Annotated in this window: 21 protein-coding genes and 3 tRNA genes; 13 read left to right on the forward strand and 11 right to left on the reverse strand. The window is 67.5% G+C overall.

The window, feature by feature from the left end; all coding sequences use genetic code 11:
* Nucleotides 1-11: 11 nt before the first annotated feature.
* The 4 genes from mutL to DI041_RS16685 form a co-directional block, all read right to left on the reverse strand.
* Nucleotides 12-1,916 (reverse strand): DNA mismatch repair endonuclease MutL, encoded by a 1,905-nt coding sequence (gene mutL, locus DI041_RS16670; protein WP_136639844.1) that lies wholly within the window; start codon nucleotides 1,914-1,916, stop codon nucleotides 12-14.
* A gap of 98 nt (nucleotides 1,917-2,014) precedes the next feature.
* Nucleotides 2,015-3,580, reverse strand: a complete 1,566-nt coding sequence (locus DI041_RS16675; protein WP_136639843.1) for an N-acetylmuramoyl-L-alanine amidase — start codon at nucleotides 3,578-3,580, stop codon at nucleotides 2,015-2,017.
* A gap of 82 nt (nucleotides 3,581-3,662) precedes the next feature.
* Complete coding sequence (tsaE, locus tag DI041_RS16680; RefSeq protein ID WP_046985047.1) at nucleotides 3,663-4,145, reverse strand: tRNA (adenosine(37)-N6)-threonylcarbamoyltransferase complex ATPase subunit type 1 TsaE; 483 nt, start codon at nucleotides 4,143-4,145, stop codon at nucleotides 3,663-3,665.
* Entirely contained in the window at nucleotides 4,142-5,626 is a 1,485-nt protein-coding gene (locus DI041_RS16685; protein WP_136639842.1) for an NAD(P)H-hydrate dehydratase, read from the reverse strand. The genes tsaE and DI041_RS16685 overlap by 4 nt, the downstream gene beginning before the upstream one ends.
* Before the next feature lie 23 nt (nucleotides 5,627-5,649).
* Here DI041_RS16685 and queG point away from each other — a divergent pair, with 23 nt between their 5' ends.
* Nucleotides 5,650-6,720, forward strand: coding sequence for a tRNA epoxyqueuosine(34) reductase QueG (gene queG / locus DI041_RS16690; RefSeq protein ID WP_136639841.1), 1,071 nt, complete (start codon nucleotides 5,650-5,652; stop codon nucleotides 6,718-6,720).
* Between the two features lie 44 nt (nucleotides 6,721-6,764).
* Nucleotides 6,765-8,096: an exodeoxyribonuclease VII large subunit gene (gene xseA / locus DI041_RS16695; protein WP_136639840.1), complete on the forward strand. Its 1,332-nt coding sequence runs from the start codon at nucleotides 6,765-6,767 to the stop codon at nucleotides 8,094-8,096.
* 544 nt (nucleotides 8,097-8,640) lie between these two features.
* On the opposite strand, the gene DI041_RS16705 is transcribed toward xseA, so the two are convergent.
* Both DI041_RS16705 and DI041_RS16710 read right to left on the reverse strand, forming a co-directional pair.
* The gene (locus DI041_RS16705; protein ID WP_046985306.1) at nucleotides 8,641-9,537 is read right to left on the reverse strand and encodes a M48 family metallopeptidase; all 897 of its coding nucleotides are present in this window, start codon (nucleotides 9,535-9,537) and stop codon (nucleotides 8,641-8,643) included.
* Between the two features lie 88 nt (nucleotides 9,538-9,625).
* Nucleotides 9,626-11,512, reverse strand: coding sequence for a formylglycine-generating enzyme family protein (locus DI041_RS16710; RefSeq protein WP_136639756.1), 1,887 nt, complete (start codon nucleotides 11,510-11,512; stop codon nucleotides 9,626-9,628).
* Nucleotides 11,513-11,596: 84 nt separating this feature from the next.
* Between DI041_RS16710 and rnd the strand changes: the two genes are divergently transcribed.
* On the forward strand, nucleotides 11,597-12,673 hold the full coding sequence (gene rnd, locus DI041_RS16715) for a ribonuclease D (protein WP_046985304.1): 1,077 nt from the start codon (nucleotides 11,597-11,599) through the stop codon (nucleotides 12,671-12,673).
* Between the two features lie 177 nt (nucleotides 12,674-12,850).
* Entirely contained in the window at nucleotides 12,851-13,603 is a 753-nt protein-coding gene (locus DI041_RS16720; RefSeq protein WP_248298509.1) for a hypothetical protein, read from the forward strand.
* Nucleotides 13,604-13,692: 89 nt separating this feature from the next.
* On the opposite strand, the gene DI041_RS16725 is transcribed toward DI041_RS16720, so the two are convergent.
* Together DI041_RS16725 and DI041_RS16730 are read right to left on the reverse strand one after the other, a co-directional pair.
* Entirely contained in the window at nucleotides 13,693-16,023 is a 2,331-nt protein-coding gene (locus tag DI041_RS16725; RefSeq protein ID WP_136639755.1) for a TonB-dependent receptor, read from the reverse strand.
* A 180-nt stretch (nucleotides 16,024-16,203) separates the two neighbouring features.
* On the reverse strand, nucleotides 16,204-16,785 hold the full coding sequence (locus DI041_RS16730; protein ID WP_046985302.1) for a TetR/AcrR family transcriptional regulator: 582 nt from the start codon (nucleotides 16,783-16,785) through the stop codon (nucleotides 16,204-16,206).
* A gap of 101 nt (nucleotides 16,786-16,886) precedes the next feature.
* Here DI041_RS16730 and DI041_RS16735 point away from each other — a divergent pair, with 101 nt between their 5' ends.
* The 4 genes from DI041_RS16735 to DI041_RS16750 all read left to right on the forward strand — a co-directional run bounded on the left by DI041_RS16735 (nucleotide 16,887) and on the right by DI041_RS16750 (nucleotide 19,936).
* Nucleotides 16,887-17,942, forward strand: a complete 1,056-nt coding sequence (locus DI041_RS16735) for a sugar phosphate isomerase/epimerase family protein (protein ID WP_136639754.1) — start codon at nucleotides 16,887-16,889, stop codon at nucleotides 17,940-17,942.
* A gap of 20 nt (nucleotides 17,943-17,962) precedes the next feature.
* On the forward strand, nucleotides 17,963-18,856 hold the full coding sequence (locus DI041_RS16740; protein ID WP_046985300.1) for an alpha/beta fold hydrolase: 894 nt from the start codon (nucleotides 17,963-17,965) through the stop codon (nucleotides 18,854-18,856).
* Nucleotides 18,846-19,772: an alpha/beta hydrolase gene (locus DI041_RS16745; RefSeq protein WP_136639753.1), complete on the forward strand. Its 927-nt coding sequence runs from the start codon at nucleotides 18,846-18,848 to the stop codon at nucleotides 19,770-19,772. Before DI041_RS16740 ends, DI041_RS16745 begins: the two co-directional genes overlap by 11 nt.
* Nucleotides 19,773-19,860: 88 nt before the next feature.
* Nucleotides 19,861-19,936: transfer RNA gene (locus DI041_RS16750), tRNA-Ala, on the forward strand.
* A 61-nt stretch (nucleotides 19,937-19,997) separates the two neighbouring features.
* Here DI041_RS16750 and DI041_RS21275 read toward each other — a convergent pair.
* Nucleotides 19,998-20,171, reverse strand: coding sequence for a hypothetical protein (locus DI041_RS21275; RefSeq protein WP_169050363.1), 174 nt, complete (start codon nucleotides 20,169-20,171; stop codon nucleotides 19,998-20,000).
* Nucleotides 20,172-20,331: 160 nt separating this feature from the next.
* Between DI041_RS21275 and DI041_RS16755 the strand changes: the two genes are divergently transcribed.
* A complete protein-coding gene (locus DI041_RS16755; protein ID WP_136639752.1) occupies nucleotides 20,332-20,817 on the forward strand; it encodes a hypothetical protein in 486 nt (161 codons plus the stop codon).
* Nucleotides 20,818-20,823: 6 nt separating this feature from the next.
* Here the strand turns inward: DI041_RS16755 and DI041_RS16760 are convergent, their stop codons facing one another.
* Complete coding sequence (locus DI041_RS16760) at nucleotides 20,824-21,585, reverse strand: SDR family oxidoreductase (protein WP_136639751.1); 762 nt, start codon at nucleotides 21,583-21,585, stop codon at nucleotides 20,824-20,826.
* Between the two features lie 132 nt (nucleotides 21,586-21,717).
* On the opposite strand from DI041_RS16760, the gene DI041_RS16765 reads away from it, so the two are divergent.
* Nucleotides 21,718-22,560 carry a bifunctional transcriptional activator/DNA repair enzyme AdaA gene (locus DI041_RS16765; RefSeq protein WP_046985297.1) on the forward strand — a complete coding sequence of 281 codons (843 nt, stop codon included), beginning with the start codon at nucleotides 21,718-21,720 and terminating at the stop codon, nucleotides 22,558-22,560.
* 71 nt (nucleotides 22,561-22,631) lie between these two features.
* Here the strand turns inward: DI041_RS16765 and DI041_RS16770 are convergent, their stop codons facing one another.
* Nucleotides 22,632-23,657: an NADP-dependent oxidoreductase gene (locus DI041_RS16770; RefSeq protein ID WP_136639750.1), complete on the reverse strand. Its 1,026-nt coding sequence runs from the start codon at nucleotides 23,655-23,657 to the stop codon at nucleotides 22,632-22,634.
* Nucleotides 23,658-23,991: 334 nt separating this feature from the next.
* Between DI041_RS16770 and DI041_RS16775 the strand changes: the two genes are divergently transcribed.
* The 3 genes from DI041_RS16775 to DI041_RS16785 all read left to right on the forward strand — a co-directional run bounded on the left by DI041_RS16775 (nucleotide 23,992) and on the right by DI041_RS16785 (nucleotide 24,927).
* A tRNA-Phe gene (locus tag DI041_RS16775) sits at nucleotides 23,992-24,067 on the forward strand.
* 73 nt (nucleotides 24,068-24,140) lie between these two features.
* Nucleotides 24,141-24,216 (forward strand) — tRNA-Phe (locus DI041_RS16780).
* 159 nt (nucleotides 24,217-24,375) lie between these two features.
* Nucleotides 24,376-24,927, forward strand: a complete 552-nt coding sequence (locus DI041_RS16785) for a lipocalin family protein (RefSeq protein ID WP_136639749.1) — start codon at nucleotides 24,376-24,378, stop codon at nucleotides 24,925-24,927.
* Nucleotides 24,928-25,030 lie beyond the last annotated feature (103 nt).

A 25,030-nucleotide genomic window follows, 5' to 3' on the forward strand; every position in this document is an offset into this window, starting at 1 on the left:
CGATGCTCCCCTCAACGTCCGCGCAGGAACCAGCGGTCGATCTCCGCCAGCGAAAAACGGGCCCAGGTCGGTCGGCCGTGGTTGCACTGACCGGACCGCTCGGTGATTTCCATGTCGCGCAGCAGCGCGTTCATTTCCGGCACGGTCAACCGCCGGTTGGCGCGCACCGCGCCGTGGCAGGCCATGGTCGACAGCAGCTCGTCACGTGCAGTTGCCACGCGGCGGCTCTGGCCATGCTCGCGTAGGTCGGTCAGTACGTCACGCAGCAGGCCTTCCGGTTCGGCGTGGGCCAGCAGCGCCGGAATACTGCGTACATGCAGCGAGCCAGGGCCGGCGCGGGTCACCTCGAAGCCGAGTGCGGCCAATGTATCCGCCTCGCTCTCGGCGGTATCCGCCTCGCGCTCACCCACCGCCAGCGTGATCGGCACCAGCATCGGCTGCGACTGCAGGCCGATGCCATCGTGCGCGTTCTTCAGCCGCTCGTAGCCGATGCGTTCGTGCGCCGCATGCATGTCGACCACGATCAGGCCTTCGGCATTCTCGGCCAGGATGTAGATGCCGTGCAGCTGCGCGATCGCATAACCCAGCGGCGGCACGCCGGCGTCGGCGCTGGTCACCGGCAGCCCGCTCTCGGTCGGCATCGGCGGTAACGCCGCCCCGCGTTCTGCACCGGAGGGCGCGGCATACAGCGCAGCGTAGGCGGCCGGTGCATCGGCTACCTGCAGGCCCAGCGGCTGCTGCGGGCGCCAGCCTGAGAATCCGCCACCACCACCACCGGAGCCAGCACCGGGTGCGGGACCGCGCACCAGCCCGAAACCGGAGGCGCCCGCGGTCGATGCCATCGGTGCAGCGGCCGCATCCACCGGATGCATGGCGCCAGCACCGATCTCCTGCGCCGACATGCCGGCGCGGGTATCGGCCAGCGCATCCTTCAGCGTGCGGTAGACGAAGTCATGAACCAGCCGCGAATCACGGAAGCGCACTTCGTGCTTGGCCGGATGCACGTTGACGTCGACGCGGGTCGGATCCAACTCCAGGAACAGCACGTAAGCCGGCTGGCGGCCGTGGTACAGCACATCGCCGTAGGCCATCTTCACCGCGTGGGCGACGCTGCGGTCGCGCACCGAACGGCCATTGACGTACAGGTACTGCTGGTCGGCGCTGGCCCGAGAATAATGCGGCTGCGCGATCCAGCCGTGCAGGCGCAGTCCGGCACCGCTGTGGTCCACGCGCACCGCCTGGTTGGCGAAGTCCTCGCCCAGTGTTTCAGCCAATCGCGTATCGGAATACAGGTCGCCCGGCTTGTAACGGCGTGACGCCTTGCCGTTGTGCGACACGCGCAGTTCGACATCCGGCCGCGCCAGCGCCAGCGAACGCAGCCACTCTTCGATATGACCCAGTTCGGTGCGCTCAGCGCGCAGGAACTTGCGCCGCGCCGGCACGTTGTAGAACAGCTCGCGTACTTCCACGGTGGTGCCCGGCGCATGCGCGCGCGGGGTCACTTCGCCGATCTTGCCGCCTTCGATCTGCAGCGCCGAGCCATGCTCGTCATGCGCGCGGCGCGAGGAAAGGGTGAAGCGACTGACCGAGGCGATCGACGGCAGCGCTTCACCGCGGAAGCCGAGCGTGGCCACCGATTCGAGATCGTCGAGGTCGGCGATCTTGCTGGTGGCGTGGCGTGACACCGCCAGCGGCAACTGCTCCGGCGCGATGCCACTGCCGTTGTCGCGGATGCGGATCAGGCGCACGCCGCCCTCTTCCAGGTCGATATCGACGCGGCTGGCGCCCGCATCGATCGCATTCTCGACCAGTTCCTTGACCACCGATGCAGGACGCTCGACCACTTCGCCGGCGGCGATCTGGTTGATCAGGATGTCCGGCAACGGCCGGATCGGACGCGGGCCGGGCGCGCTCATGGGACGGAATGGGCAGCAGACTTCATGGGTTGATGATAGCGGAGCCGCCCCTCCGCCGGGCATGGCCCGGCGCTACCCTACGCAATGCGTACCACGGGTTACTTGCTGCCACCGGCCATGGTGCCGGCGGCGTCGATCTCGGCCTGGGCGCGGGCCGCGTAGAGCGTGCCCGGCGGCGGCTGCCGGCTGAAGAAGGTATGCACGCCATCGAGCACCGCACCGGCGATCTTGCGCTGGTAGGCCGGGTCGATCAGGCGGCGCTCTTCGTCCGGGTTGGAGATGAACGCGGTTTCCACCAGCATCGCCGGCATGTCCGAAGTACGCAGTACCGCGAAGTTGGCACGCTCGATGTTCGGCTTGTGGTTGTTGCCGATCCGCTTCAGCCCGCCCAGCACGTGGCCGGCCGCGTCCTCGGACGCCTTCATGTAGCCGCTCTGGGCCAGGTCCAGCAGCACGTTGGCAAGCGTGCCTTCGGTCTGCTGCAGGCGCACGCCGCCGACCAGATCAGCCGCGTTTTCCTTGTCCGCCAGCCAGCGGGCGCGCTGCGAAGAGGCGCCCTTGGTCGACAGCACATACACCGATGAACCTGTTGCCGAGCGGTTCTCGGCAGCGTCAGCGTGGATCGAGATGAAGATGTCGGCCTTGTTCGCACGCGCCTTCTGCGCACGCATCGGCAGCGGAATGAACACGTCGCTGTCGCGGGTCAGGTAAGCCTTCAGGCCCGGCGTCGCGTTGACCTGGCGGGCCAGCTCACGCGCCACGGCCAGGGTCACATCCTTCTCGCGCTTGCCGGTCGGGCCGATCGCACCGGGGTCCTGGCCGCCGTGGCCCGGATCGATGGCCACCACCAGGTGGCGCATGCCGGCCTGCATGCGGATGCGCGAGGCATCGCTGGGCATGACCGGGCGCGGCGGCACGACCGTCGTCGGTACCGGCGCGGGGGCCGTAGCCGGCGGATTGGTCACTACCGCAGCAGTGCGCTGGCCGGCGAGGATCGCGGCCGGCGAGGAAGAAGGCGTGCTGCTGGCGGTGGTACCGGCGGCGGCGACCTGGGCCGGCGCGGTGGACGGTGCCGGCGTCGGCGTGGCCGGTGCGGCAGCGGCCGCGCTGGCCTGCTGCTGCACCTGTGCCGTCAGCAGCGCCGTGGCACGCGCGGCGTCTGAACGCGACTGCGCGCTTTCGGCAGGCGTCGGCGCCGGTGCGGCAACCGGTGCCTGCGGCGGCGGCACGGTCGGCGTCGCCGCCGGACGGCTGGCGGCCACGGCCGGGCCATCACCCGGCCATTCGATCACCAGCTTGGATTCATTGCCCTCGCGCTGCATCTGCGGGCGGAACGGCGCCACCGATTCAGCGAGGTCGAAAACGACACGGAAGGTACCCGGCACCGGCTGTCCGGTACGCACCGCCGTGACCACGCCCTGCGCAGCCGGCATCTTCAGATTGCGTATCGCGCTGGAGTCCGGGAAATCGACCACCAGCCGGTTCGGACCCGCCAGCGACAAGGTCTTGTAGCCGCCGCTGCCAACCAGCGAGATTTCGGCGCGGGTACCGGTCGCGCCGGTGTTCAGCAGGACCTGGCGGACTTCGCCGGCCCACGCACTGACGCTCGCCAGACTCAGTCCGACGGCGGCACAGATGGCAATGAGACGGTTCCCCGGGCGCATGGCTCAGGATTCAATCACCGCGCTGAACGGAATGCAACACCTTTTTCCTTAATAATCCGTAACCTGCCGGTGTTTGTTCTCGTCAGCCGGCAGAAATGGCCTGCAAGTCGCCCCCTTTGGGAAGCCGTTCCAGCCATTCACGTCCTGCGTCGCTGGCCCCAGTGAGACGAACACGCCGCCCTTGCCCCTCGATTTCCAGGGCTACCACCAGGTCAGTCGGCGGCAACGCACCGGCCCCGCGCTCGGGCCATTCGACCAGCCACAGCACCGCGCTGCCCTCGTCCAGGCCGAGAAAATCCAGTTCGCCGGCCTGGCCGATGCGGTACAGGTCCAGGTGCCAGGCCTCGCCGCCACTGGCCAGTGGATAGCGCTCGACCAAGGTGTAGGTCGGGCTGCGGATCGCACCCTGTACCCCCAGCGCGCGCAGCAGTGCCCGCGCAGTGGTGGACTTGCCGGCGCCCAGGTCGCCACGCAGTTCGATCAGCGCCTGCGGCGGCCGGGTGGCCGCCAGCCACTGCCCGAGCAGTTCGGTGGCATCGCTGTCGGCAAGGAAGAAATCGATCATCGAGAGAGTTCCGGGTTGGCCAGTCGCCGCAGCGGCGACAGCAGATCAGTAGGAAGCAGGCCGCGCGCGCCATCGGCGGCAGCTACATCGCCCGCGAGCGCATGCAACAGCGCACCGGCCGCAGCGGCGTCGAAGGCGGCCAGGCCCTGCGCGCGCAGGCTGGCGATGATGCCGGTGAGCAGGTCCCCCATGCCACCGACAGCCATGCCGGGATTGCCGGCGGCAATCAGTCGTGGCCGATGTCCTGGGGCGGCCACGATGCTGCCAGCCCCTTTCAGCACCACCACCGCGTGGAAACGTTCGGCCAGCGCCTGTGCGCAGGTGAAGCGGTCGGCCTGGATATCAGGCGTGCTGCAACCGAGCAGACGCGCAGCCTCGCCGGGGTGCGGCGTGAGAATGGCTTCGGGCAGTGCGCGCGGGTCCTGCGCCAACAGATTCAGGGCATCGGCATCGATCACCAACGGCTTGCCGCATGCCAGCACCCGCGCAAACAATGCGCGTGCCCACTCGTCCTGGCCCAGCCCGGGCCCGATCGCCACCACCCTGGCCTTGTCCAGCAGCGCCGGCAGTGCGTCGCCGTCTTCCAGCGCGTGGGTCATCGCCTCGGGCAGGCGTGCCAGCAACGGGCCGACATGGTCGCGGCGGGTGCCGAGGCTGAGCAGGCCAGCGCCCGCCCGCAGCGCCGCTTCGGCGGCCATCGCGATGGCGCCGCCGCTGCCGTGGTTGCCACCCACGCACAGCACATGGCCGGATTCGCCCTTGTGGGTATTGGCGCGGCGCGGCGGCAGCAGTACCGGCAAGCGAGCCTGGGTCCAGTGCTCCGCGGCGGGTGACACGCCCTGCCATGCGGCCGCGGGTAGCTGCAGCGGCGCCAGCACCTTATGGCCACAATGATCCAGCGCGTCGCCGGTATACAGGCCGCGATGCGGCACGATGAACTGCAGGGTCAAAGCGGCCTTCACGGCCACGCCCGGTACGGCACCGCGATCGGCATCGACGCCACTGGGGACGTCCAGCGCCAGCACCGGCGCCGTTTGCGCGTTGAGCGCGGTTATCAACGCCTGCGCCGCGCCCCCCGGCGCGCGGTCGAAGCCCAGCCCGAACAGGCCATCGACCCATATATCGGCCTCGGGCAGCGTGCCGTCGAATGCGGCAACAATGCCCCCCGCGCGGGCGAATTCCGATGCTGCACGCTGTGCCAGCACGGTTGACGGCGACTTCCCCGGCAAGGCGATCACCATCACCTCGCGCCCGGCCTGCAGCGCGTGACGGGCCAGCACATGGCCATCGCCGCTGTTGTTGCCCGCGCCGACCACCACGCCGATCCGCTGCGCCTGCGGCCAGTGCTGCAGCAGGCACTGCCAGGCGGCCTGGCCGGCCTGCGCCATCAGGCCCCAACCGCCCTCGGCGGCAAGCGCCGAGGCCTGCTCATCAAGCGCACGTGCGGCAGCGGAATCGAACAGATCGGCAAGGTTGGCCATGCGGGGATTTTATACTGGTGCACATGTCCCCCGTCCCCGCCCCTGTCGATCCGGCCAAGGCCGTGCAGCGCATCCGCGAACTGGCCCGTGCGCATGGCTTCCAGCGCTGCGGCATTGCCGGCATCGAGCTGGGCGAGGATGAAGCACACCTGGCCGACTGGCTTGGCCAGGGCCTGTACGGCACGATGGACTGGATGGCGCGCCACGGCACCCTGCGCGCCCGCCCGGCCGAGCTGCTGCCCGGCACCGTGCGGGTGATCTCGGTGGGCATGGATTACAGCCACAAGGACGACACCGAAGCCTGGGCAACCCTGGCCGATCCCGGCCGCGCCTACGTGGCCCGTTACGCGCTGGGCCGCGACTACCACAAGCTGATGCGCAACCGCCTGCAGAAGCTGGCCACGCAGATCAACGACGAAGTGGCCCCACTGGGCTACCGCGTGTTCGTCGATTCGGCGCCGGTGCTGGAACGCGCACTGGCGCGCAACGCTGGCCTGGGCTGGATTGGCAAGCACACCTGCCTGATCGACCGCCACGGCGGCTCCTGGTTCTTCATCGGCGAGATCTACATCGACATCCCGCTGCCGATCGACACCCCGGCCAGCGCCCACTGCGGCACCTGCACGCGCTGCATCGATGTCTGCCCCACCCGCGCGATCACCGGCCCGCAGCGCCTGGACGCGCGTCGCTGCATTTCCTACCTGACCATCGAACATGATGGCGCCATCCCCGAGGACATGCGGCCGTTGATCGGCAACCGCATCTACGGCTGCGATGACTGCCAGCTGGTCTGCCCCTGGAACAAGTTCGCCAAGCGAACCGACGAAGCCGATTTCCGTGCGCGCAACCATCTGGACACCGCGCGCCTGGACCAGTTGTTCGCCTGGGACGAAGCCGAGTTCCTGCGCCGTACCGAAGGCAGCCCGATCCGCCGCAGCGGCCACGAGCGTTGGCTGCGCAACATCGCCGTGGCACTTGGCAACGCGCCGGCCTCGACCGATGCGCTGGCCGCCCTGCACACCCGCATCGACGATCCCTCGCCCGTGGTGCGCGAGCACGTGCAGTGGGCGCTGGCCCAGCACGGCGCGCGCTGACGTGCGATCCTGAGCGCCCTGCTCTGCCCGTCACCGCCGTACCCATGCAGCCACGCAACAACGACGTCCTCACCCCCAGCCAGCTCAACACCCTGGCCCGCGACCTGCTGGAAGGCAGCTTCCCGGCGATCTGGGTCGAAGCCGAGCTGGGCAGCGTGGCCCGCCCCGCGTCCGGGCACCTGTATTTCACCCTGAAGGATGCGCGCGCGCAGCTGCGTGCAGCGATGTTCCGGATGAAGGCGCAGTACCTGAAGTTCGTGCCGCGCGAGGGCATGCGCGTGCTGGTGCGCGGCAAGGTGACGCTGTACGACGCGCGTGGCGAGTACCAGATGGTGCTGGACCACATGGAGGAAGCCGGCGAAGGCGCACTGCGCCGCGCCTTCGAGGAACTGAAGGCACGCCTGGAAGCCGAGGGCCTGTTCGACCCGGCACGCAAGCGCCCGATGCCTGCACACGTACAGCGCCTGGCGGTGATCACCTCGCCCACCGGTGCCGCCGTTCGCGACGTACTGAGCGTGCTGGGCCGCCGTTTCCCGCTGCTGGAAGTGGACCTGCTGCCGACCCTGGTCCAGGGCAACAGCGCCGCCGCGCAGATCACCCGCCTGCTGCAGGCCGCTGATGCCAGTGGCCGCTACGACGTGATCCTGCTGACCCGCGGTGGTGGATCGCTGGAAGACCTGTGGGCGTTCAACGATGAAGCGCTGGCCCGTGCGATCGCCGCCAGCCGCACCCCGGTGGTGTCGGCGGTGGGCCACGAAACCGACTTCAGCCTCAGCGATTTCGCCGCCGACCTGCGCGCACCAACGCCTTCGGTGGCAGCTGAACTGCTGGTACCCGATCAACGCGAACTGGCGTTGCGCCTGCGCCGCACGGCCGCGCGCATGGTGCAGCTGCAACGGCATACGATGCAGCAGGCCATGCAGCGCGCCGACCGCGCCCTGCTGCGCCTGAACGCACAGAGCCCGCAGGCCCGGCTGGACCTGCTGCGCCGCCGCCAGCTCGATCTGGGCCGGCGCCTGCATGCTGCATTCAATCAGCAGCAGGAACGCCGTGCCGCGCGCCTGCGGCATGCGGCGGCGGTGCTGCGCGGTCACCATCCACAGCGCCAGCTCGACGCGATGCAGCGCCGTCTGGCTGCCCTGCGTGGGCGTCCGCAGGCCGCGATGCAGCGCCTGCTGGAGCGTGACGCACTGCGCCTGCGCGGGCTGGCGCGTTCGCTGGAAGCAGTCAGCCCGCTGGCCACCGTGGCCCGTGGCTACAGCATCCTGACCCGCAGCGACGATGGCGCACTGGTGCGCCAGGTCGATCAGGTGCAGCCGGGTGACGCCCTGCAGGCTCGCGTCGGCGACGGCGTGATCGACGTGCAGGTCAAGTAAAGGGTTGTTCGGCAGGGCTGCGCCCTGCACCTGCCGAAGCGTTCAAGCGACAGCAACAGCCGAAGCAACAGCCAAGCTGGTATTCCGTGGGATGGCGGGGCGGTGTGGCTGTGCAGGACACGCCGTAAACCCATCCATGGGGGCTCGATGGCGCCATCCATGGCGCCAACGGTCCTGCACAGCCACACCACCCCACCCTCGACAGTTTCCCGGTGACGGTCGGTAGATCCACGCCACGCGTGGATGAATCTCCATCGAAATCGAATATTTCGAGTTGAGATCGACAGGCATCCACGCATGGCGTGGATCTACCGTGTCGACCAAGGTCGACACCTACCAACAGCAGCAGAAATCTGTCGAAGGCGGGGTGGGTCCGGTTGCGGGAGTGTCCGCGGCATGGATGCCGCGGCCAAGCCCCCATGGATGGGTTTACGGCGTCTCCCGCAACCGGACCCACCCCGCCATCCCACGGAATGCACGCTGTTGCTGTTGCTGTTGCTCTGGCTTGTAGCAGGTGCAGGGCGCAGCCCTGCCGAACAACCCTTTACTTTGCCCGCTCGCAGAACTTCTGCCGGTACTCGAGCGCCTTGGGCATCAGCGCCTGCAGGTTCTGGATGCGGGTACCCGGGTTGGGATGGGTCGAGGAGAATTCCGGTGGTGCCTGACCACCGCTGGCCTGGCCCATGCGCTGCCACAGCGGGACCGCCTCGCGTGGATCGAAGCACGCCGCCGCCGCCAGCATCAGCCCCACTTCGTCAGCCTGGGTCTCGTGGCTGCGCGCATACGGCAACAAGTAACCGTAGCCCATCGCCGACATCATCATCTGTTGCTGCTGCGCGTCCATGCCGCTGGCTGCGCCAGCCACCTGCCCGATCTGGGTCAGCTTCTGCTGGGCCATGCGCTGTGCACCATGGCGTAGCAGCGCATGGGCGATTTCATGGCCCATCACCACCGCCATCGCATCGCGGGTGCGCGCCACCGGCACCAGGCCGGTGTACACCGCCATCTTGCCGCCCGGCAGGCAGAACGCATTGGCCTGCTCGGACGGGATCACGTTCACTTCCCACTGGAAATCACGCGCGAAATGCGCCGGCTGCACACCGTGCTCCTGCGCCAGTGCGGTCTCAACCACGTCCACTTTGGCGATCAGTCGCTGGGCGATGTCGCGCACGTCGCGTGCGATCGGCGCATTCGGGTCCATCGGCCGTTCCTGCGACAGGATCTGCTGGTAGGCCTGCAGCCCCAGTGCAGTCTCCTGGCGCGCATCCAGGCTGCTGTCGATCATCACCTTCTCGCCGGTGTAGGGATCGATCGTGCGGTTGGAGAACCAGTAGAACGCGGCGTAACCGGCGGCCAGCAGCAGCACCCACCAACGGATGTTGCCGAACAGGCCGCGCCGCTGCGGGCCCTGCTGCGAGCGGGAGAAGGGATCGTTGCTCATCGGGAGATCTTCCAGCAGCCCCGCCGGCCGGCGGGTACGGCGCAATCTTAGTGCGCCGATGCCCGTAGCGGGTGAAGCCGGACGCCGATCAGATGCCGCGCACCAGGCGGAAGCCGATGCGCGCGTTGGTGGTGTCTGAATCCTGTGACTGCCGCCAGGCGGCGCGGGTCTGCTCGGGCGCGTTGGCCCAGTTGCCGCCACGGATCACCCGGGCCCGGCAGCCCGGGTTGAACCAGGCCGCGCCATCGGAGGGCGCACGCCGGTAGCTGGCATGCCAGCAATCGGCCACCCATTCGCTGAGGTTGCCACCCATGTCGTGCAGGCCGAACGCATTGGCCCGGAAGCTGGCCACCGGTGCCGGCCCCCACCAGCCATCGCCATAACCGACGAAGGCGTTGTGCCAGTGCCGCCCCGAGGGCGACACATCCTTGCTGCCGGTAAAGTTGCCGCTGCCAGGCGGCGGTATGCCGGCGTCGCCCCACGGATAGCGGCCACTGCTGCCGCCACGCAGCGCGTACTCGAACTCAGCCTCACTGGGCAACCGGTAGCTGCGACCGGTCTGCTCGGACAACCAGGCCGCATAGTTCTCGGCGTCGCGCACGCTGACATGCATCACCGGGGCATTGCCCAGCGCGCGGGCGCCGTCGTAATCCGAACGCCAATCCACGCCGCTGCGGCGGATGAAATTGCCGCTGCGCTCGTCATAGACCACCGAATGTCCGCGACGGCTCGCACGTGGCCGCGCGTTGGTCGCCTTCACGTAGCGCTCGAAATCGCCAACCGTGACCTCGGTGATCGCCATCGCGAAGCCACGATCGAAACGCACGTAATGCGAGGGACGTTCGGAATCAGAGGCGCCCGGCTCCGCATCGCCTGCGCCCATCTGGAAGCCCCCATGCGGGACCACCACCATCTGCGGACCGCGGCCGCCGTCACGCATCGCATCGCTGAACACCTGGCCCGGTCGGAAGCTGCCATAGTGCGTGGCCAGGTCGATACGCTCGCGCAGCTGGGCTACCACCGGGTCACCCGGCAGGGCGATGCGCAGGGCTTCGCCCAGCTTCTCACGCGCCGGCTTCAGACCCTGTGGCGTGGTCAGGTCACGCAGGCCGTCGTCACGCAGCTGCAGCAATACGGTCGCCCGGATCTGCTCGATGCGCTCGAATGCATCGGCAATGGTCGGCGACGAGTCCCGGACCTTGCTGGCCTCGGCCAACCAGCTGCCGGCGCTGGCGAAATCACGCGCGCGCGCGGCCTCTTCTGCACGCCGGATCAGCCCGCTCTCAGCCGCTGCCAGGCCCTGGCGCGCCCGGCTGTTGTGTTCATCCAGCGCCAGCGCCTCGCGGAAATTGCCGATCGCACCGTCGCCGTCCTCGCCAATCCGGTCGGCGCGCAGGTCCTCTTCGCCGGCACGGTTGTAGGCCACCACCCGCTGCGCGTTCTCCACCCGGCCCTGCAGCGCCCGCACGATCTCGTCCTTGGGCGCCAGGGTCAGCAGCACCAGTGCCTGGCGGCTGGCCTCGGCCAGTGCTTCGCGCTGTTTCAGCGGGCGTACCAGCAGCGCATCGGCCTGCTGCTGCAGGCGCTGGCGCGCGCGCTGCAGGCCCAGTCGCGCCTGGCGGTCATCCGGGTCTTCTTCCTGGACCGCCAGCCACAGCGGGATGGCCGCGTCGGCGTCCTCGTACAGGCGGCCATCGGCGTACGCCTGCGTTGCGGCACGGCGCAACTGGGCCAGGCTGCGGCCCTGCCGGTCCACCCTTGGCGGCGTCCACTGCTGCACGTCCTCGGCGGCATCCTCGCCGGCGATGGTCACACTGCCCCGGGCCACCTGCGGGTTGTCATCAGCGCCCTTGTCCGCGGCCGGACGCGCTTCATCAGCAGTCGTCCGGTCCGCCGTCGCGGGGGGCGACGGCGTGCAACCGGCCAGGGCCACGGCCAGGGCGGTGCACAGCACGGACGACAGCGGAAAACGCAAGCGGGATCTCCTTCAGCACGGACGCGGACCGACGTTAGGCTATTCTCCCCTCCCTGAGCAAACCCGAGTAGTAGGCCCTGACCCGTGGCAACCTGGATCACCACCCCCACCGAGCTGGATGCGTACTTCCAGCAGCGCCCCTCCCGCATCGGCCTGGACACCGAATTCATTCGTGAACGCACCTTCTGGCCGCAGCTGGCGCTGGTGCAGATGGCGGTCGGCCAGGACATCCTGCTGATCGACCCGCTGATTCCCGGCATGACCGAGGCGCTGGCACCGTGGCTGGCCGACGAATCAATCATCAAGGTGATGCACAGCGCCAGCGAAGACCTGGTCGCCTTCAAGTGGGCCTGTGGCGTGCTTCCACGACCGCTGTTCGACACCCAGATCGGTGCGTCACTGGCCGGCATCGGCGGCGGCATGGGCTACCAGAAGCTGGTGGCTGAGATCACCGGCGTGGCATTGGCCAAGGGCGAGACCCGCTCTGACTGGATGCGCCGGCCGCTGTCGGAGTCGCAGCTGCAGTACGCCGCCGACGACGTCGAGCATCTGTTCGCGATGCATGACGCCATCGATGCCAAGCTGCAGGCGCTCGGCCGCCAGCAGTGGCTGCATGACGACGGCGAGCGCCTGCTGGCCAGCGTCGCCAATGACGAGGACCGCTGGCCGCACCTGTCGATGCGCTCGGCGCAGTTCCTTGATGCCGCCGCGCAGCACCGCCTGCTGCGCCTGCTGCGCTGGCGCGATGTGCAGGCACGCAGCAGCGACCGCCCGCGCAGCTGGATCCTGGACAACGAACTGGCGGCGACCCTGGCGCGTACGCCACCGGCCGACGCCGACGCGTTGGCCAAGCTGTTCGAGCAGTTCCCCAAGGCACCGCGCAAGCTCGCCGCTGCCGTGTGGCAGGCGCTGGACACTCCGCTGGCTGACGAAGCCGAAGCGCCACTGGCGTTGCCGGCCAACGACAGCAACAAGCAGGCGCTGAAAAAGCTGCAGGATGCGGTGGCCGAACGCAGCCGAGAGCTGGGCCTGCCCGATGGCATCCTAGCCTCGCGCAAGCACCTCGAAAGCTATCTGGAACGTCGCCAATGGCCTGCCGCACTGGCCGGCTGGCGCCAGCAGGAACTGGAATCGCGGCTGCAGGCACTGCTGCCCGCATAAGAAAACCGACCGCATCAGCCGCCCGGCAGGGGCGGCCCTGCCGATGATCGACAAGGACGTTGCTGCATGCCTGCGTGGCTCCAATCCGGCACATCACGATGGATGACAGCCTCGCTGCTGATGCTGGCGTCCAGCAGCATTGCAGCACCTTCCTGCCCACCCGCATCCGGAGTTGCCGTGGCACAGACGCCCGAGTCCATCAGCGAAGCCCTTTCGCGGGGCGACCTGCAAGCCGCAATTGAGGTGCTGCGCGATCCACAGCGTTATCGCGTGTTGTTCAAGGATCCGCACGGCGCGGAGCGCTACATCGCGCTGGCACAACAGGTCGCCGACGATGCCCCGCAGAACCCCTGCATCGATCGCAGCAGCCTGCTCAATGCCTACACCGTACTGGCCAGCGGGCTGGATCTTTCCCGCTCGGTCCACTACCTGGCACTGTCGGCCGCACTGATCGAACAGGATGCCGATGCCAGCGAGCAGGACACGCTCGAGCCTGCGCTGCACCCGCATGCCCTGATGCATGGCTACTTCGAAGCCGGCGGTGGACTGGCACTGGAAGGTGCTGTACCCGGCATCGATCGCGCCGAAGTCACCGCGTGGCGCTACGGCCACACCACACTGGCCTACCAGCCGGACCTGCTGCTCGCGTTCCCGCTGCGCATGGATGCCCGCCAACGCCAGCGCCTGTTCGAGGTGACCGGCTTCACCCTGCTGCCGGCATCGCAATGGCATGACGCCGCCGCACTTCGCGCCATCATCCGCAGCGATGCCTACCTTGACTGGCTGGAGTCGGCGCCCCTGCATCTTGCCTCGCGCTTGTCGATGGCATTGGAAGAAATGGCCACGCCGCCCTGGCCGGAGCATCTGCGTGCAGCCGGCTATCGGGTCCATGGCGGGACACCCGGGGATGATGGGGCCGATTCCGATTGAGCAACGAAAAGGGCGGCCCGGATCACCGGACCGCCCTTTGCATTCCGTCGATGCGATGGCGGGACAGTGCCCGCCATCGCGACAGCGCATTACCAGTTCATGTTCAGCGAGACACCCACGGTGCGCGGCTCGTTGTAGACCGCAGCCATGTAGTTCTCGATCACACCCTTGAGGTTCTTCTCGTTGGTGATGTTGCGCGCGAACAGCGCCACTTCGTAGGCACCGTAGTTGCCCGAGTAGCCGATCTTCAGGCCACCCTCGAAGTCACCCTTGGAGTTGAATTCCTTGCTGTCGTACAGCACGAAGCTGGTGTAACCCTGCTTGTTCCAGTCGGTGGAAACGAACATGGTGCCTGCGTCGCTGACCGGGAAGTCGTAGCGGGCGGCCAGGTTGACGTTGTACTTCGGCGCGTTCGGCAGCGGGTTGCCATCGATCTGCGCGAAGGTGTTGGCACCGACCTTGATGGTCGGGTCGCCGACGGTGCAGACCACCTGGCCGTTGAGGCCGCAGACCTGCGCGTACACGCGCTTGTCCTTGATCTCGCTGTGCAGCAGGCTCAGGCCGGCGCTCAGGGTCAGGTTCGGGATCGGGCGCAGCTCCATGTCGGCTTCGAAACCGTAGGCCTTTGCCTTGTCGGCGTTGAACAGCACGCCGTTGCCGTCCGAATCGTTGCCGTTGAGCTGGATGTCGTTGACGGTGTAGGTGAACGCGGTGGCATTCAGGCGCAGGCGGTTGTCCCACAGGCTGCTCTTCACGCCCGCTTCCCAGGACAGGATGGTCTCGGAATCGGCGGTGGTGAAGTCGGCATTGAACACCGCCGAACGGCCCTGGATGGTCGGACCGCGGAAGCCACGCGCAACCTTGGCGTAGACGCTCACGTCCGGGGTGATCTGATACATCGCGCTCAGATCCCAGCTCGGGGTGGTGTCGGACATCTTGACGTCGGTGCGGCCCTTGTAGGTAACCACGCCGGCGGCAGTGTCAGCGGTCTTCAGCAGGCGCGTGTGCTTCTCGTCCTTGGTCTGGCGCAGGCCGGCGGTGACGGTGAACTTGTCGGTGAACGCGTAGCTGAGCTGGCCGAAACCGGCCCACGAGGTGTTCTTGTTGCGCAGGCGCACCCAGTTGTTCGGGTTGCGTGCAGCACCGTTGAGGAACCAGGCGCGCTGGTAGAAATCGGTGGTGTCGCTGCCATTGAAGTAGAACGCACCGGCCTGCCACTGCAGGGCGCTGTCGTCATGGCTGGCCAGGCGGAATTCCTGGGTCCACTGGTCCAGATCACGGATGCGGCCCATCGACTGGCCGTAACCGTTCGGTACGCCATTGACCGGGAAGTTCACCGCAGCGCCGCCGTCGGTGTCACCGCGGCTATAGCCGGAGGTGGTTTCGTAGGCGGTGATCGAGGTGAAGTCGATCGCGCCGAAATCGTAGCGTGCCTTCACCGAGCCGCCGTAGGTCTTGTAGGCCTGCGGGTTGTTGCCGGCTTCGTCGTAGGCCACCTGGTCACGCGGCACGTCGGTCTTGTTCGAGCCCTTGGTCAGCGCACCGCGCAGGAACAGGGTCGAGGTGCCTTCGTAGTCACGGGCGTGGGCCGAGGCCAGGATCGAGAACTGGTCGCTCGGGGTCAGCAGCAGCTGTGCGCGCACGTTGCGGTCATCGAAACCGCCCATGGCGTTCTTCTTCGGGCTGACCGTACCGTCCGCACTCGGGCCCTTGTAGGTATTGTCGACGTAGTCGTCGCGGTGCTGGTACAGGGCCGACACGCGGAACGAGGCGATGTCGTTGATCGGGCCACCGAAGCCGCCGTCGATCGACACGCTGTTGTAGGTCGCGTAGCTGGCGCTGACGCGGCCGCTGTACTCCTGGGTCGGCTTCAGGGTGTCGAACTTGATGATGCCGGCGGTGGTGTTGCGGCCGAACAGCGAGCCCTGCGGTCCGCGCAGCACTTCCACCTGGTCCACGTCATAGACCGGGTTGGACTTCAGCACTACATGCTCGAGGACTACATCGTCCTGGATGATCGACACCGGCTGCGAGGCACCCAGGTAGAAGTCGATGTTGCCCAGGCCACGGATGTAGAAGCGCGGGAAGATGCGGCCGGTGGTGGTTTCCGCATACAGGCTCGGAACGCGGCCGGACAGCGCCAGCAGGGTGTCGTCACCCCCAGCGGTGAAGTCGCGCATGCGCTCGCCCTGCACCACGCCGACCGAGACCGGCACTTCCTGCAGGTTCTGCTCACGGTGTTCGGCGGTCACGGTGATGGTGTCCAGCCCGGTCGGGGTCGGCGCACTGTCCTGCGCCGAGGCGCCGAAGCTGGCAGCCAGGGCCACGCCGGCACAGGCCAGCGCCAGCGGGTGGCGGCGGAAGGAAACGAAGGAAGACGACATACCCGACAGGCGGCGGGAATCGGAATGGGAGGGCATGGAATGCTCTGAGGAGGCGTCCGTGCGGCCTGCGCGGGCCGGGCGGCAAAAAGGAGGAAAACTGCGCAAGCCGCCATTATCCCCCAAATTGTTACGATTTCGTTGCGCGGCGCCCAAACACGGCGAAACAAGCGATTTCGGCACAGTCACCGGGCATTCCGCACGCCCTGAAGGCTTGACTCAGGGCAGCGGGGTCAACGCCACATCGACCATCGCCAGCAGTCGCTCGCGGCTGATGCCGTCACGGGCCTGCACCGAAATGCCGTGCAGCACGGTGGCGAAGTGATCGCCCATGGCCTGCACCGCCGCATCGTCGGCCAGCTCCCCTTCGGCCTGGGCCTGCTGCAGGCGCGCAATGATCGCCGCGGTTCGCTGGCGGCGGTGGCTGGCCAGCCAATCCCGCATGCCCTCGCCATCGGGCGACACGCTGCTGGCCGAAGACACCACCAGGCAGCCATGCGGTCGGCCACGTCGGGTGTAGGTCAGCACCGCATCGCGCAGCATGCTGCCGATCGCCTCGCGCAGCGTGGCCTGCTCCAGCGCGCGCGGCGCGAAGCCGCCTTCGCCTTCCTCGTACAGCGCAACGGCTTCGCGGAACAACTGCTCCTTGCTGCCGAACGCGGCATAGATGCGCGCCGATGCAATGCCCAGTGCTTCGACCAGTGCCGACATCGAGGTGCCTTCATAGCCGTGCTGCCAGAACAGCAGCATTGCCTTGCGCAATGCCTGGTCCCTGTCGAATTCGCGCGGTCGCCCTGCCATCTGCCTGCCTGCCGTTCTGAGGCGCGCAGTGTAACGCGGGTGTTGACCGCATCGATGCTCGCGCCTATTCTTTGTTGATCGACAAACAATTGGAGCAACACATGCAGACCCTCAAGGGCCCCAGCCTGCACCTGGCGCAGTTCGCCGGCGACCAGGCCCCGTTCAACTCGCTTACCGCCATTGCCGCGTGGGCGGCCGGCCACGGCTTCAAGGCGCTGCAGATTCCGGCCTGGGATGCACGCCTGTTCGACCTGGCCACCGCTGCCGACAGCCAGGACTACTGCGACGACATTCGTGGCACGCTGGCCGAGCACGGCCTGCAGGTCAGCGAGCTGACCACCCACATTCTCGGCCAGCTGGTGGCCGTGCATCCGGCCTACGATGAACTCTGCGACGGCTTCGCCCCCGAAGCACTGCGCGGCAATCCGAAGGCTCGCAGCGAATGGGCGCAGCAGCAGCTGCACCTGGCCGCCCACGCGTCGCGCCGCTTGGGCCTGCAGGACATGGGCACCTTCTCCGGCTCGTTCGCCTGGCCCTACCTGTTCCCGTTCCCGCAGCGCCCGCCGGGACTGATCGATGCGGCCTTCGATGAACTGGCACGGCGCTGGCGGCCGATCCTCGATACCTGCGAGGACAACGGCATCAACCTCTGCTACGAGATCCATCCCAGTGAAGACCTGCACGATGGCACCAGCTTCGAGCGCTTCTTCGAGCGTGTCGGCCAGCACGAGCGCTGCCGCATCCTGTTCGATCCCAGCCATTTCGTGCTGCAGCAGCTGGACTACCTGCAGTACCTGGACATCTACCACCCACTGATCCGCATGTTCCATGTCAAGGACGCGGAATTCCGCCCCAGCGGCCGCCAGGGCATCTACGGCGGCTACGCCGACTGGACCGAGCGGGCGGGCCGCTTCCGCTCGCTGGGCGATGGCCAGGTCGACTTCAAGTCGATCTTCTCCAAGCTGGCCCAGTACGATTACCAGGGCTGGGCAACGTTGGAATGGGAGTGCTGCCTGAAGGACCAGGAGGCCGGTGCACGCGAAGGTGCCGCTTTCATCCGTGACCACATCATTCCGGTCACCGACAAGATCTTCGACGATTTCGCTGGTGCACCGATCAGCACCGCACAGATGCAGCAGATGCTCGGCATCGCCTGAGCCCCAACGGAGCAACCCCCATGAACACCCTTTCTTCCGCTGGCACTGCCGGCGACGATGCCCTGCGCCATCACTACCTGCGTATCGACGGCCAGCGCGTGCATTGCGTGTCGGCAGGCAGCGGCCAGCCCGTGCTGCTGATCCCTGGCTGGCCGCAGACCTGGTATGCCTGGCGCCATGTGCTGCATGCACTGGCAGCCGCCGGTTTCGAGGCCATCGCGGTCGACCCGCCAGGCATTGGAGAATCCGATCGCCCCGTACATGGCTACGACACCGGCAGTGCCGCCGCAGTGCTGCACCAGACCATGCAGGCGCTGGGTCACGAACGCTACCAGGTGGTCGGCCACGACATCGGCATGTGGATCGCCTATGCGCTGGCCAGCGACCAGCCGCAGGCCGTGCAGCAGCTGGCCGTCACCGAAGCAGTCATCCCCGGGCTGGCGCCGGAGCCGGGCATCTTCGCTGCGCCGGCCGACAACATCTTCCTCTGGCACTTCATGTTCAACCAGGTGGCCGACCTGCCGGAAGCACTGATCACCGGACGCGAGCGCGCCTATCTGGAATTCATGTTCGACCGCTGGTCGTACCGCCGTGATGCTGTTGCCGCCGATACCTACATTGCCGCCTACAGTCGGCCCGGTGCACTGCGCGCCGGCTTCGCATGGTACCGCGCGATTCCGGAAACGATCCGCCAGAACAAGCTGCGTGCGCAGCGCCGGCTCGCAATGCCGGTGCTGGCGATCGGCGCCGAGCATGCCACCGCCGATGCACCGATGCTGACCCTGCAACCACACGCCGATGACCTGCGCGGCAGCATCGTACCGGGCTGTGGCCACTTCATCATGGAGGAAGCACCGCAGGCGTTCCTGGAACAGCTGCTGCCGTTCCTGCAGGAGGCGCGTCATGCCGCTTGAACCCGCACTGCAGCAGTTCGTCGATGCAGTCGCGGCCCATCCGCTGCCCGAGGACCTGCGCGAACTGCGTGCGATCAGCGAGACCGCACTGCCGCAATTGCAGGGTGCACCGCAACCGGTCGCACACGTGATCGAGCACAGCGTGGCCGCACGTGACGGACAGCCGCTGGAAGTGCGCCTGTACACCCCGGACGGGCTGCCCGACGGACCGGCACCGGCCCTTTTGTTCGCGCATGGCGGCGGCTGGTTCCAGTGTTCGTTGGCAGTCTATGACGGTCCTTGCCGTGCGCTGGCCAATGCCAGCGGCTGCGTCGTGGTGGCGGTCGGCTACCGCCTGGCCCCGGAGCATCCGTTTCCGGTGCCGCTGCAGGATGTAGCAGACGCCTGGCAGTGGCTGCAGATCAACGCCGCTGGCCTGGGCCTGGACCCGCAACGACTGGCGATCGGGGGCGACAGTGCCGGTGGCAATCTCGCTGCCGCCTGCTGCCTGCTGCTGCGTGATCTCGGCCTGCCGCAGCCGCACCACCAGCTGCTGCTGTACCCCGCGCTGGATGCCGGCATGGGCAGCGACTCCTACCGCGAGTACGCCAGCGGCTACTACCTCAGCGCCGAACTGATGCAGCGCTGCTGGCAGGCCTATCTGGGCGACATGGATCCGCCGCCCGCACTCGCCTCGCCGGCCCACGCAACGGACCTGTCCGGCCTGGCACCGGCTTCCGTGCTCAGCTGCGAGCACGACCCGCTGCGTGATGAGGCCGAGCACTACGCGGCGCGCCTGCAGTCTGCGAACGTGGCGTGCACGCTGGAGCGGTTGCCCGGGATGATCCATGCCTGCATCCATCTGCACGGGGTGGTCACCTCCACGGACGCGGCGGTACAGCGCGCGGGCGCCCGGCTGCGTCAGGCTCTGGCCTGAACAGGTGGGCCGGTGGCGGGGCCAATACCGCCGCCCTGCCCTCCGCTTGGCAAGCCCCACTGGCAGCGCTACACTGAAACCCTGCCGTGGGGCCATAGCTCAGCTGGGAGAGCGCGTCGTTCGCAATGACGAGGTCAGGAGTTCGATCCTCCTTGGCTCCACCACTATTCGGAAGAACCCGTAGATCCACGTGATCTGCGGGTTTTTTCTTTTCAGCATCCCGGCTCAGGCCGGCTCCTGGCCTCCGTCCTTGCGCTGCGGGCTCCGCGAGTGCGTATCGCGCACCTGTTGATCGCGCTGCCCCGGCCGCTGCTTGGCCACATCGTCCTGCTTCCTGTCCTGGCGGCTTTCCTGCACGCCCTGCTTCGGGTCGCCGTGGTCTTTATCGTGCTCGCTCATCGAAAACTCCCTCGTCGGCGGGAGCCGACGCTGCCTCCACGCTAGAGCGCATCGGGTAAGCCGCCAGTCAGTTCGGTGCGAACGCTGTGTGCAGCCCGCGGCTTGCAGCCATCGGCAAGGTACATCCAGAATCCGACGCACTATGCATACCGGGTGCACCATGCCCTCTTCCGTCCAGCACGCAGCACACGCCGTGCCGATGATCCTCGATGCGACCGACGGCAGCCTCCGTCTCGGCAATCTACCGGCCTTGATCTGCCCCACCCTCTCACTGGATGAAGCGCGCGTCGCCTTTGCCGCCTTGGTAAGTGGGGAGCGCGATGTCGGCACCGGCTACCACTGGCTGAGCCTGCACCGGCTCAGCCTGGGCGGTGCGCCTGCCGGCATCAGCCTGTGCTTCCACGGGCAACGGCTCGACATGGTGACGATGAGCGTCGATCTACCCGGTGCAACACTGGAAGACGGCTGGCCGACCCAGGCAGCGATCGACGCCGAAGTCGCCTTCATGCGCCGCACGCTGGGTGCGGCGCTGGGTTGCAAGCTGAGCGGCGGCCACGCCCACTTCAACTGGGGCGAGGCCTGGGCCCGGTTCGACCCGAAAGGCTTCATGGCCAGCAGCGGCATCCGCTACGCGCCACGCACGTGACCGCGCTCAGGTACGGGTGATCGACACCCCACCCTCCACGCGCATCGCGCTGCCGGTAACGAAACTGCTTTCATCGCTGGCCAGGAACAACGCCGCATTGGCGATCTCCTCCGGCTCGGCGAGGCGCTTGAGCGCGTGCAGCGAGCGCACGAAGTCGCGGGCATCGCCGGTGGGTGCCGCTTGCCGGCCCATCTCGGTATCCGTGCCCCCGGGCAGCAGCACGTTGCTGCGCACGCCACGCGCCCCGTATTCGGCGGCGATCACCTGGCTCAGGCCAATCAGCCCAGCCTTGCTCGACGCATAGGCCGCCATGCCCGGGAATCCCACCGTATGACCAACGAAGGTGCCGACGAACACCAGCGAGCCACCGCCGCGCGCCAGCATCGCCGGCAACTGCGCGCGTGCGGCGTGGAAGGCGGCATCCAGGTTGGTCGCCATCACCTCGCGCCAGGCGTCCACCGGGAACTCCGCGGCCGGCACGCCCAGGCCGAGCATGCCGGCATTATTAAGGGCGATGTCGAGGCCACCGAATGACTGCTGGGCGAGATCGACCAGCGTCTGCGCCGTGCCCGGATCAGCCACATCCGCCGCATGCACTACCACCTCGCCACCAGCGGCGCGGATCTGCTCGGCCAGTTCCTGCAGCGGCTCCGGCCGCCGTGCGTTGAGCACCAGCTTTGCGCCTTCAGCAGCGAAGCGCAGGGCGCTGGCGCGACCGATGCCGGCACTGGCACCGGTGACAAGGGCGATCTTGTTGTTCAGGCGCATGGTCGTGGTACCGGTTGTGAAGTGGCCGCCACGATGCCGTGCCTTCGGCCTGCCAACACTCCGTTTCCGGGCCTGACCCGTCGGTGCAGGAAACGGAGTTTCCGCAGAACCGGCACGTGCCAGAATCCAGCCATGGACAGTACCGCCACCACCGCCCTCGATGCCCGCGTAGAACGGGTCTGCCGCCACCTGCAGACCAGCCTCGACGAACCCTCGCTGCAGGAGCTGGCCGACATCGCTGGCTGCAGCCCGACGCGCCTGCATCGCCTGTTCAAGCAGGCCACCGGGCTGACCCCCAAGCAGTACGCCGCCGCGCTGCGCGCCGACCGCCTGCGCACCGGGCTGGAACAACAGGAACGCATCACCGACGCCTTCCACGATGCTGGCTTCGGTTCCAGTGGACGCTTCTATGAGAACGCACCTAAGTTGCTGGGCATGACTCCCAAGCAATGGCGCGCAGGTGGTCGCGGCGAAGTCATCCACTTCGCGCTTGCCGAAAGCTCACTGGGCAGCGTGCTGGTGGCCAGCAGCGGGACCGGCGTGGTCGCGATCCTGCTCGGCGACGATCCGGAGACCCTGCTGCAGTCGCTGCAGCAACGCTTCCGCCAAGCCGAACTGGTCGGCGCCGACCAGGGCTATGAGCAACTGGTGGCACAGGTCGTAGGCCTGGTCGAGGATCCTTCGCGGGGCGCCACGCTGCCGCTGGACATCCGCGGCACCGCGTTCCAGCAACGGGTGTGGCAAGCGCTGCAGCAGATTCCGCGCGGGCAGACCGCGTCGTATGCGGATGTCGCCGCGCGCATCGGCGCCCCGCGCTCGAGCCGTGCCGTAGCCCGCGCATGCGCAAGCAACCCGCTGGCGGTGGCAGTGCCCTGCCACCGCGTGGTGCGCCGCGACGGCGACCTGTCCGGCTACGCCTGGGGCGTGGCCCGCAAGCGCGAACTGCTACGCCGCGAAAAGGCCTCGACTGCCTGAGGTGGGTGCCGACCTTGGTCGGCGCCCAGCTTCCGGTAGGTGCCGACCTTGGTCGGCACACCGCCAAGCCCTCAATCCAGCTTCACCACCAGCTTGCCGAAGTTGCGCCCCTGCAACAGCCCGAAGAACGCCTCCGGTGCATTCTCCAGTCCTTCCACCACATCCTCGCGGTACTGGATGCGGCCGTCGCGCAGCCACTGCGGCATCTCGCGTTCGAAGTCCGGCCACAGGTGGTTGAAGTCGTGCACGATGAAACCACGCACGGTCAGGCGCTGGCGCAGGATCTGGCTGAACAGTGCGGGCAACCGGTCCGGGCCGGGCTGCTCGACGCCCCGCTCGTTGTAGGTCGCGATGGTGCCGCACACCGGAATGCGGGCGAAGTCGTTGAGCAGCGGCAGCACTGCATCCAGCACATGCCCGCCCACGTTCTCGAAATACACGTCGATACCCCTGGGCACCGCCGCGCGCAGCTGCGCGGCGAAATCAGCGGCGCGATGATCCAGCGCCACGTCCACGCCCAGTGTCTGCAGATAGGCACGCTTGGATTCGCCACCGGCGATGGCGACCGCGCGCGCGCCCTGCAGCTTCGCCAGCTGCGCCACAGTCGCGCCGACCGGCCCGGTCGCGGCGGCCACCACCAGCGTCTCGCCCGGCTTCAGGCGGGCGATTTCATGCAGGCTGGAATAGGCGGTGAAACCGGGCATGCCATACACGCCCAGCGCCGTACTCAACGGCAGGCCGGCCGGATCCAGCCGACGCCCCAGCGCCTTGGCCGGCAGCACCGCGTGGGTCTGCCAGCCACCCGGCGCCAGCACCAGATCACCTGCGGCTACACCCTCGGCGTGGGACTGCAGCACCTCGGCCACGGTTTGCCCTTCCATCACCGCGCCCACCGCCACCGGCGCGGCATACGAGGGGCCCTCGTCCATGCGTCCACGCATGTACGGGTCCAGCGACAGGTAGCGGTTGCGCAGCAGCACTTCGCCATCGGCCAATGACGGCAACGCAACCTGTTCCAGGCGGAAGTTGGCTGCACTTGGCGCCCCCTGCGGACGCGACGCAAGCACGATGCGGGAGGTGGTCGAGGGATCGGACATGGCCAGGTCTCTGCTGTTGCCAGCATCAGGAAAGGAGTGCCGACACTACGCCGCAGCCATCCCCGATGGCGGCCACGAAAACAGCGTTCCATCGCCCGGACCGGCGCGGGTCCGGCGCAGCCCCTGCCCTTGCAGCTTTGGCGATGGCGGCGACCTGCTGATTTCCACCGCAGAGGATGATCGATTGACCACGCCCCGCCCCACAACGGAGGATCAAGCACTTGCGAGCGCGCAGACGGCAATGTGAAGAAATCTTGGCAAAACGCTTGCCGAAGGCAGCCGACCTCCGTAATATACGCGTCCTTGGCAGCGACCTCGCTGCAACGAAACATGTGGCCGAGTAGCTCAGTTGGTAGAGCAGGGGATTGAAAATCCCCGTGTCGGCGGTTCGATTCCGTCTTCGGCCACCATTTTCGAAGGCCTGCAGAAATGCGGGTCTTTTTTTTCCGGAAACCGGGTTTGATCACGGTTGCCGCACAATTTGGCCGAGTAGCTCAGTTGGTAGAGCAGGGGATTGAAAATCCCCGTGTCGGCGGTTCGATTCCGTCTTCGGCCACCATCTTTCGAGACCTGCAGAAATGCAGGTCTTTTTTTGTCTGCGATCTGCCATCCTCGCAAGGCGTGGATCCAGGCCCGGCCAGCGCCGCCTGGTTGACGAAACATTTACACCACCTCACGCCGTGCCACCTACGCTCCAGACTCCTGCCTGGAGCCGCCCATGCATCTTCGCCCCGCCCTGCTCGCCTGCCTGCTGCTGGCCGCCTCCCCGGTGATCGCCGCCGAACCGGTGCGCGCAGTCGACACGCTGGACATCGATCGCTACGCAGGCCAGTGGCACGAGATCGCGCATCTTCCGGTGTCGTTCCAGAAGCAGTGCGTCGGCGAGATCACCGCCAACTACGGGCTGCGCCGCGATGGCCGCATCAGTGTCACCAATGCCTGCCGCAACGGCGACGGAGAACGCGTGGTTGCTGAAGGCGTGGCACGCCCGGTTGCCGGCCATCCCGGCCAACTGCAGGTGCGCTTTGTGCCGGACTGGCTGAGCTGGGTGCCACTGGTCTGGGCGGACTACTGGGTCCTGGCACTGGACCCGGACTACCAGTGGGCGCTGGTCGGTGAACCCGACCGGAAATACCTGTGGATCCTCTCGCGCCTGCCGGAAATGGATCGCGCCCGGTTCGAACAGTTGAAAGAGAAAGCCGAGACGATGGGCTACGACCTCGGCCCACTGCGCCTAATGGCTCCGATTCGCAACACGCCTGCCGACTGAATCGCCCCGCATACGGCGCACTGCGCGCGACCGATCCGGCGCCACGCACGCCCGGCCGCCATCTTCACGCGCTACCCTCTGCGACGGGTCGCCACAGGCGATC

The sequence above is a fragment of the Stenotrophomonas maltophilia genome (genome assembly GCF_004920835.1).
GTDB lineage: Bacteria > Pseudomonadota > Gammaproteobacteria > Xanthomonadales > Xanthomonadaceae > Stenotrophomonas > Stenotrophomonas maltophilia_AQ.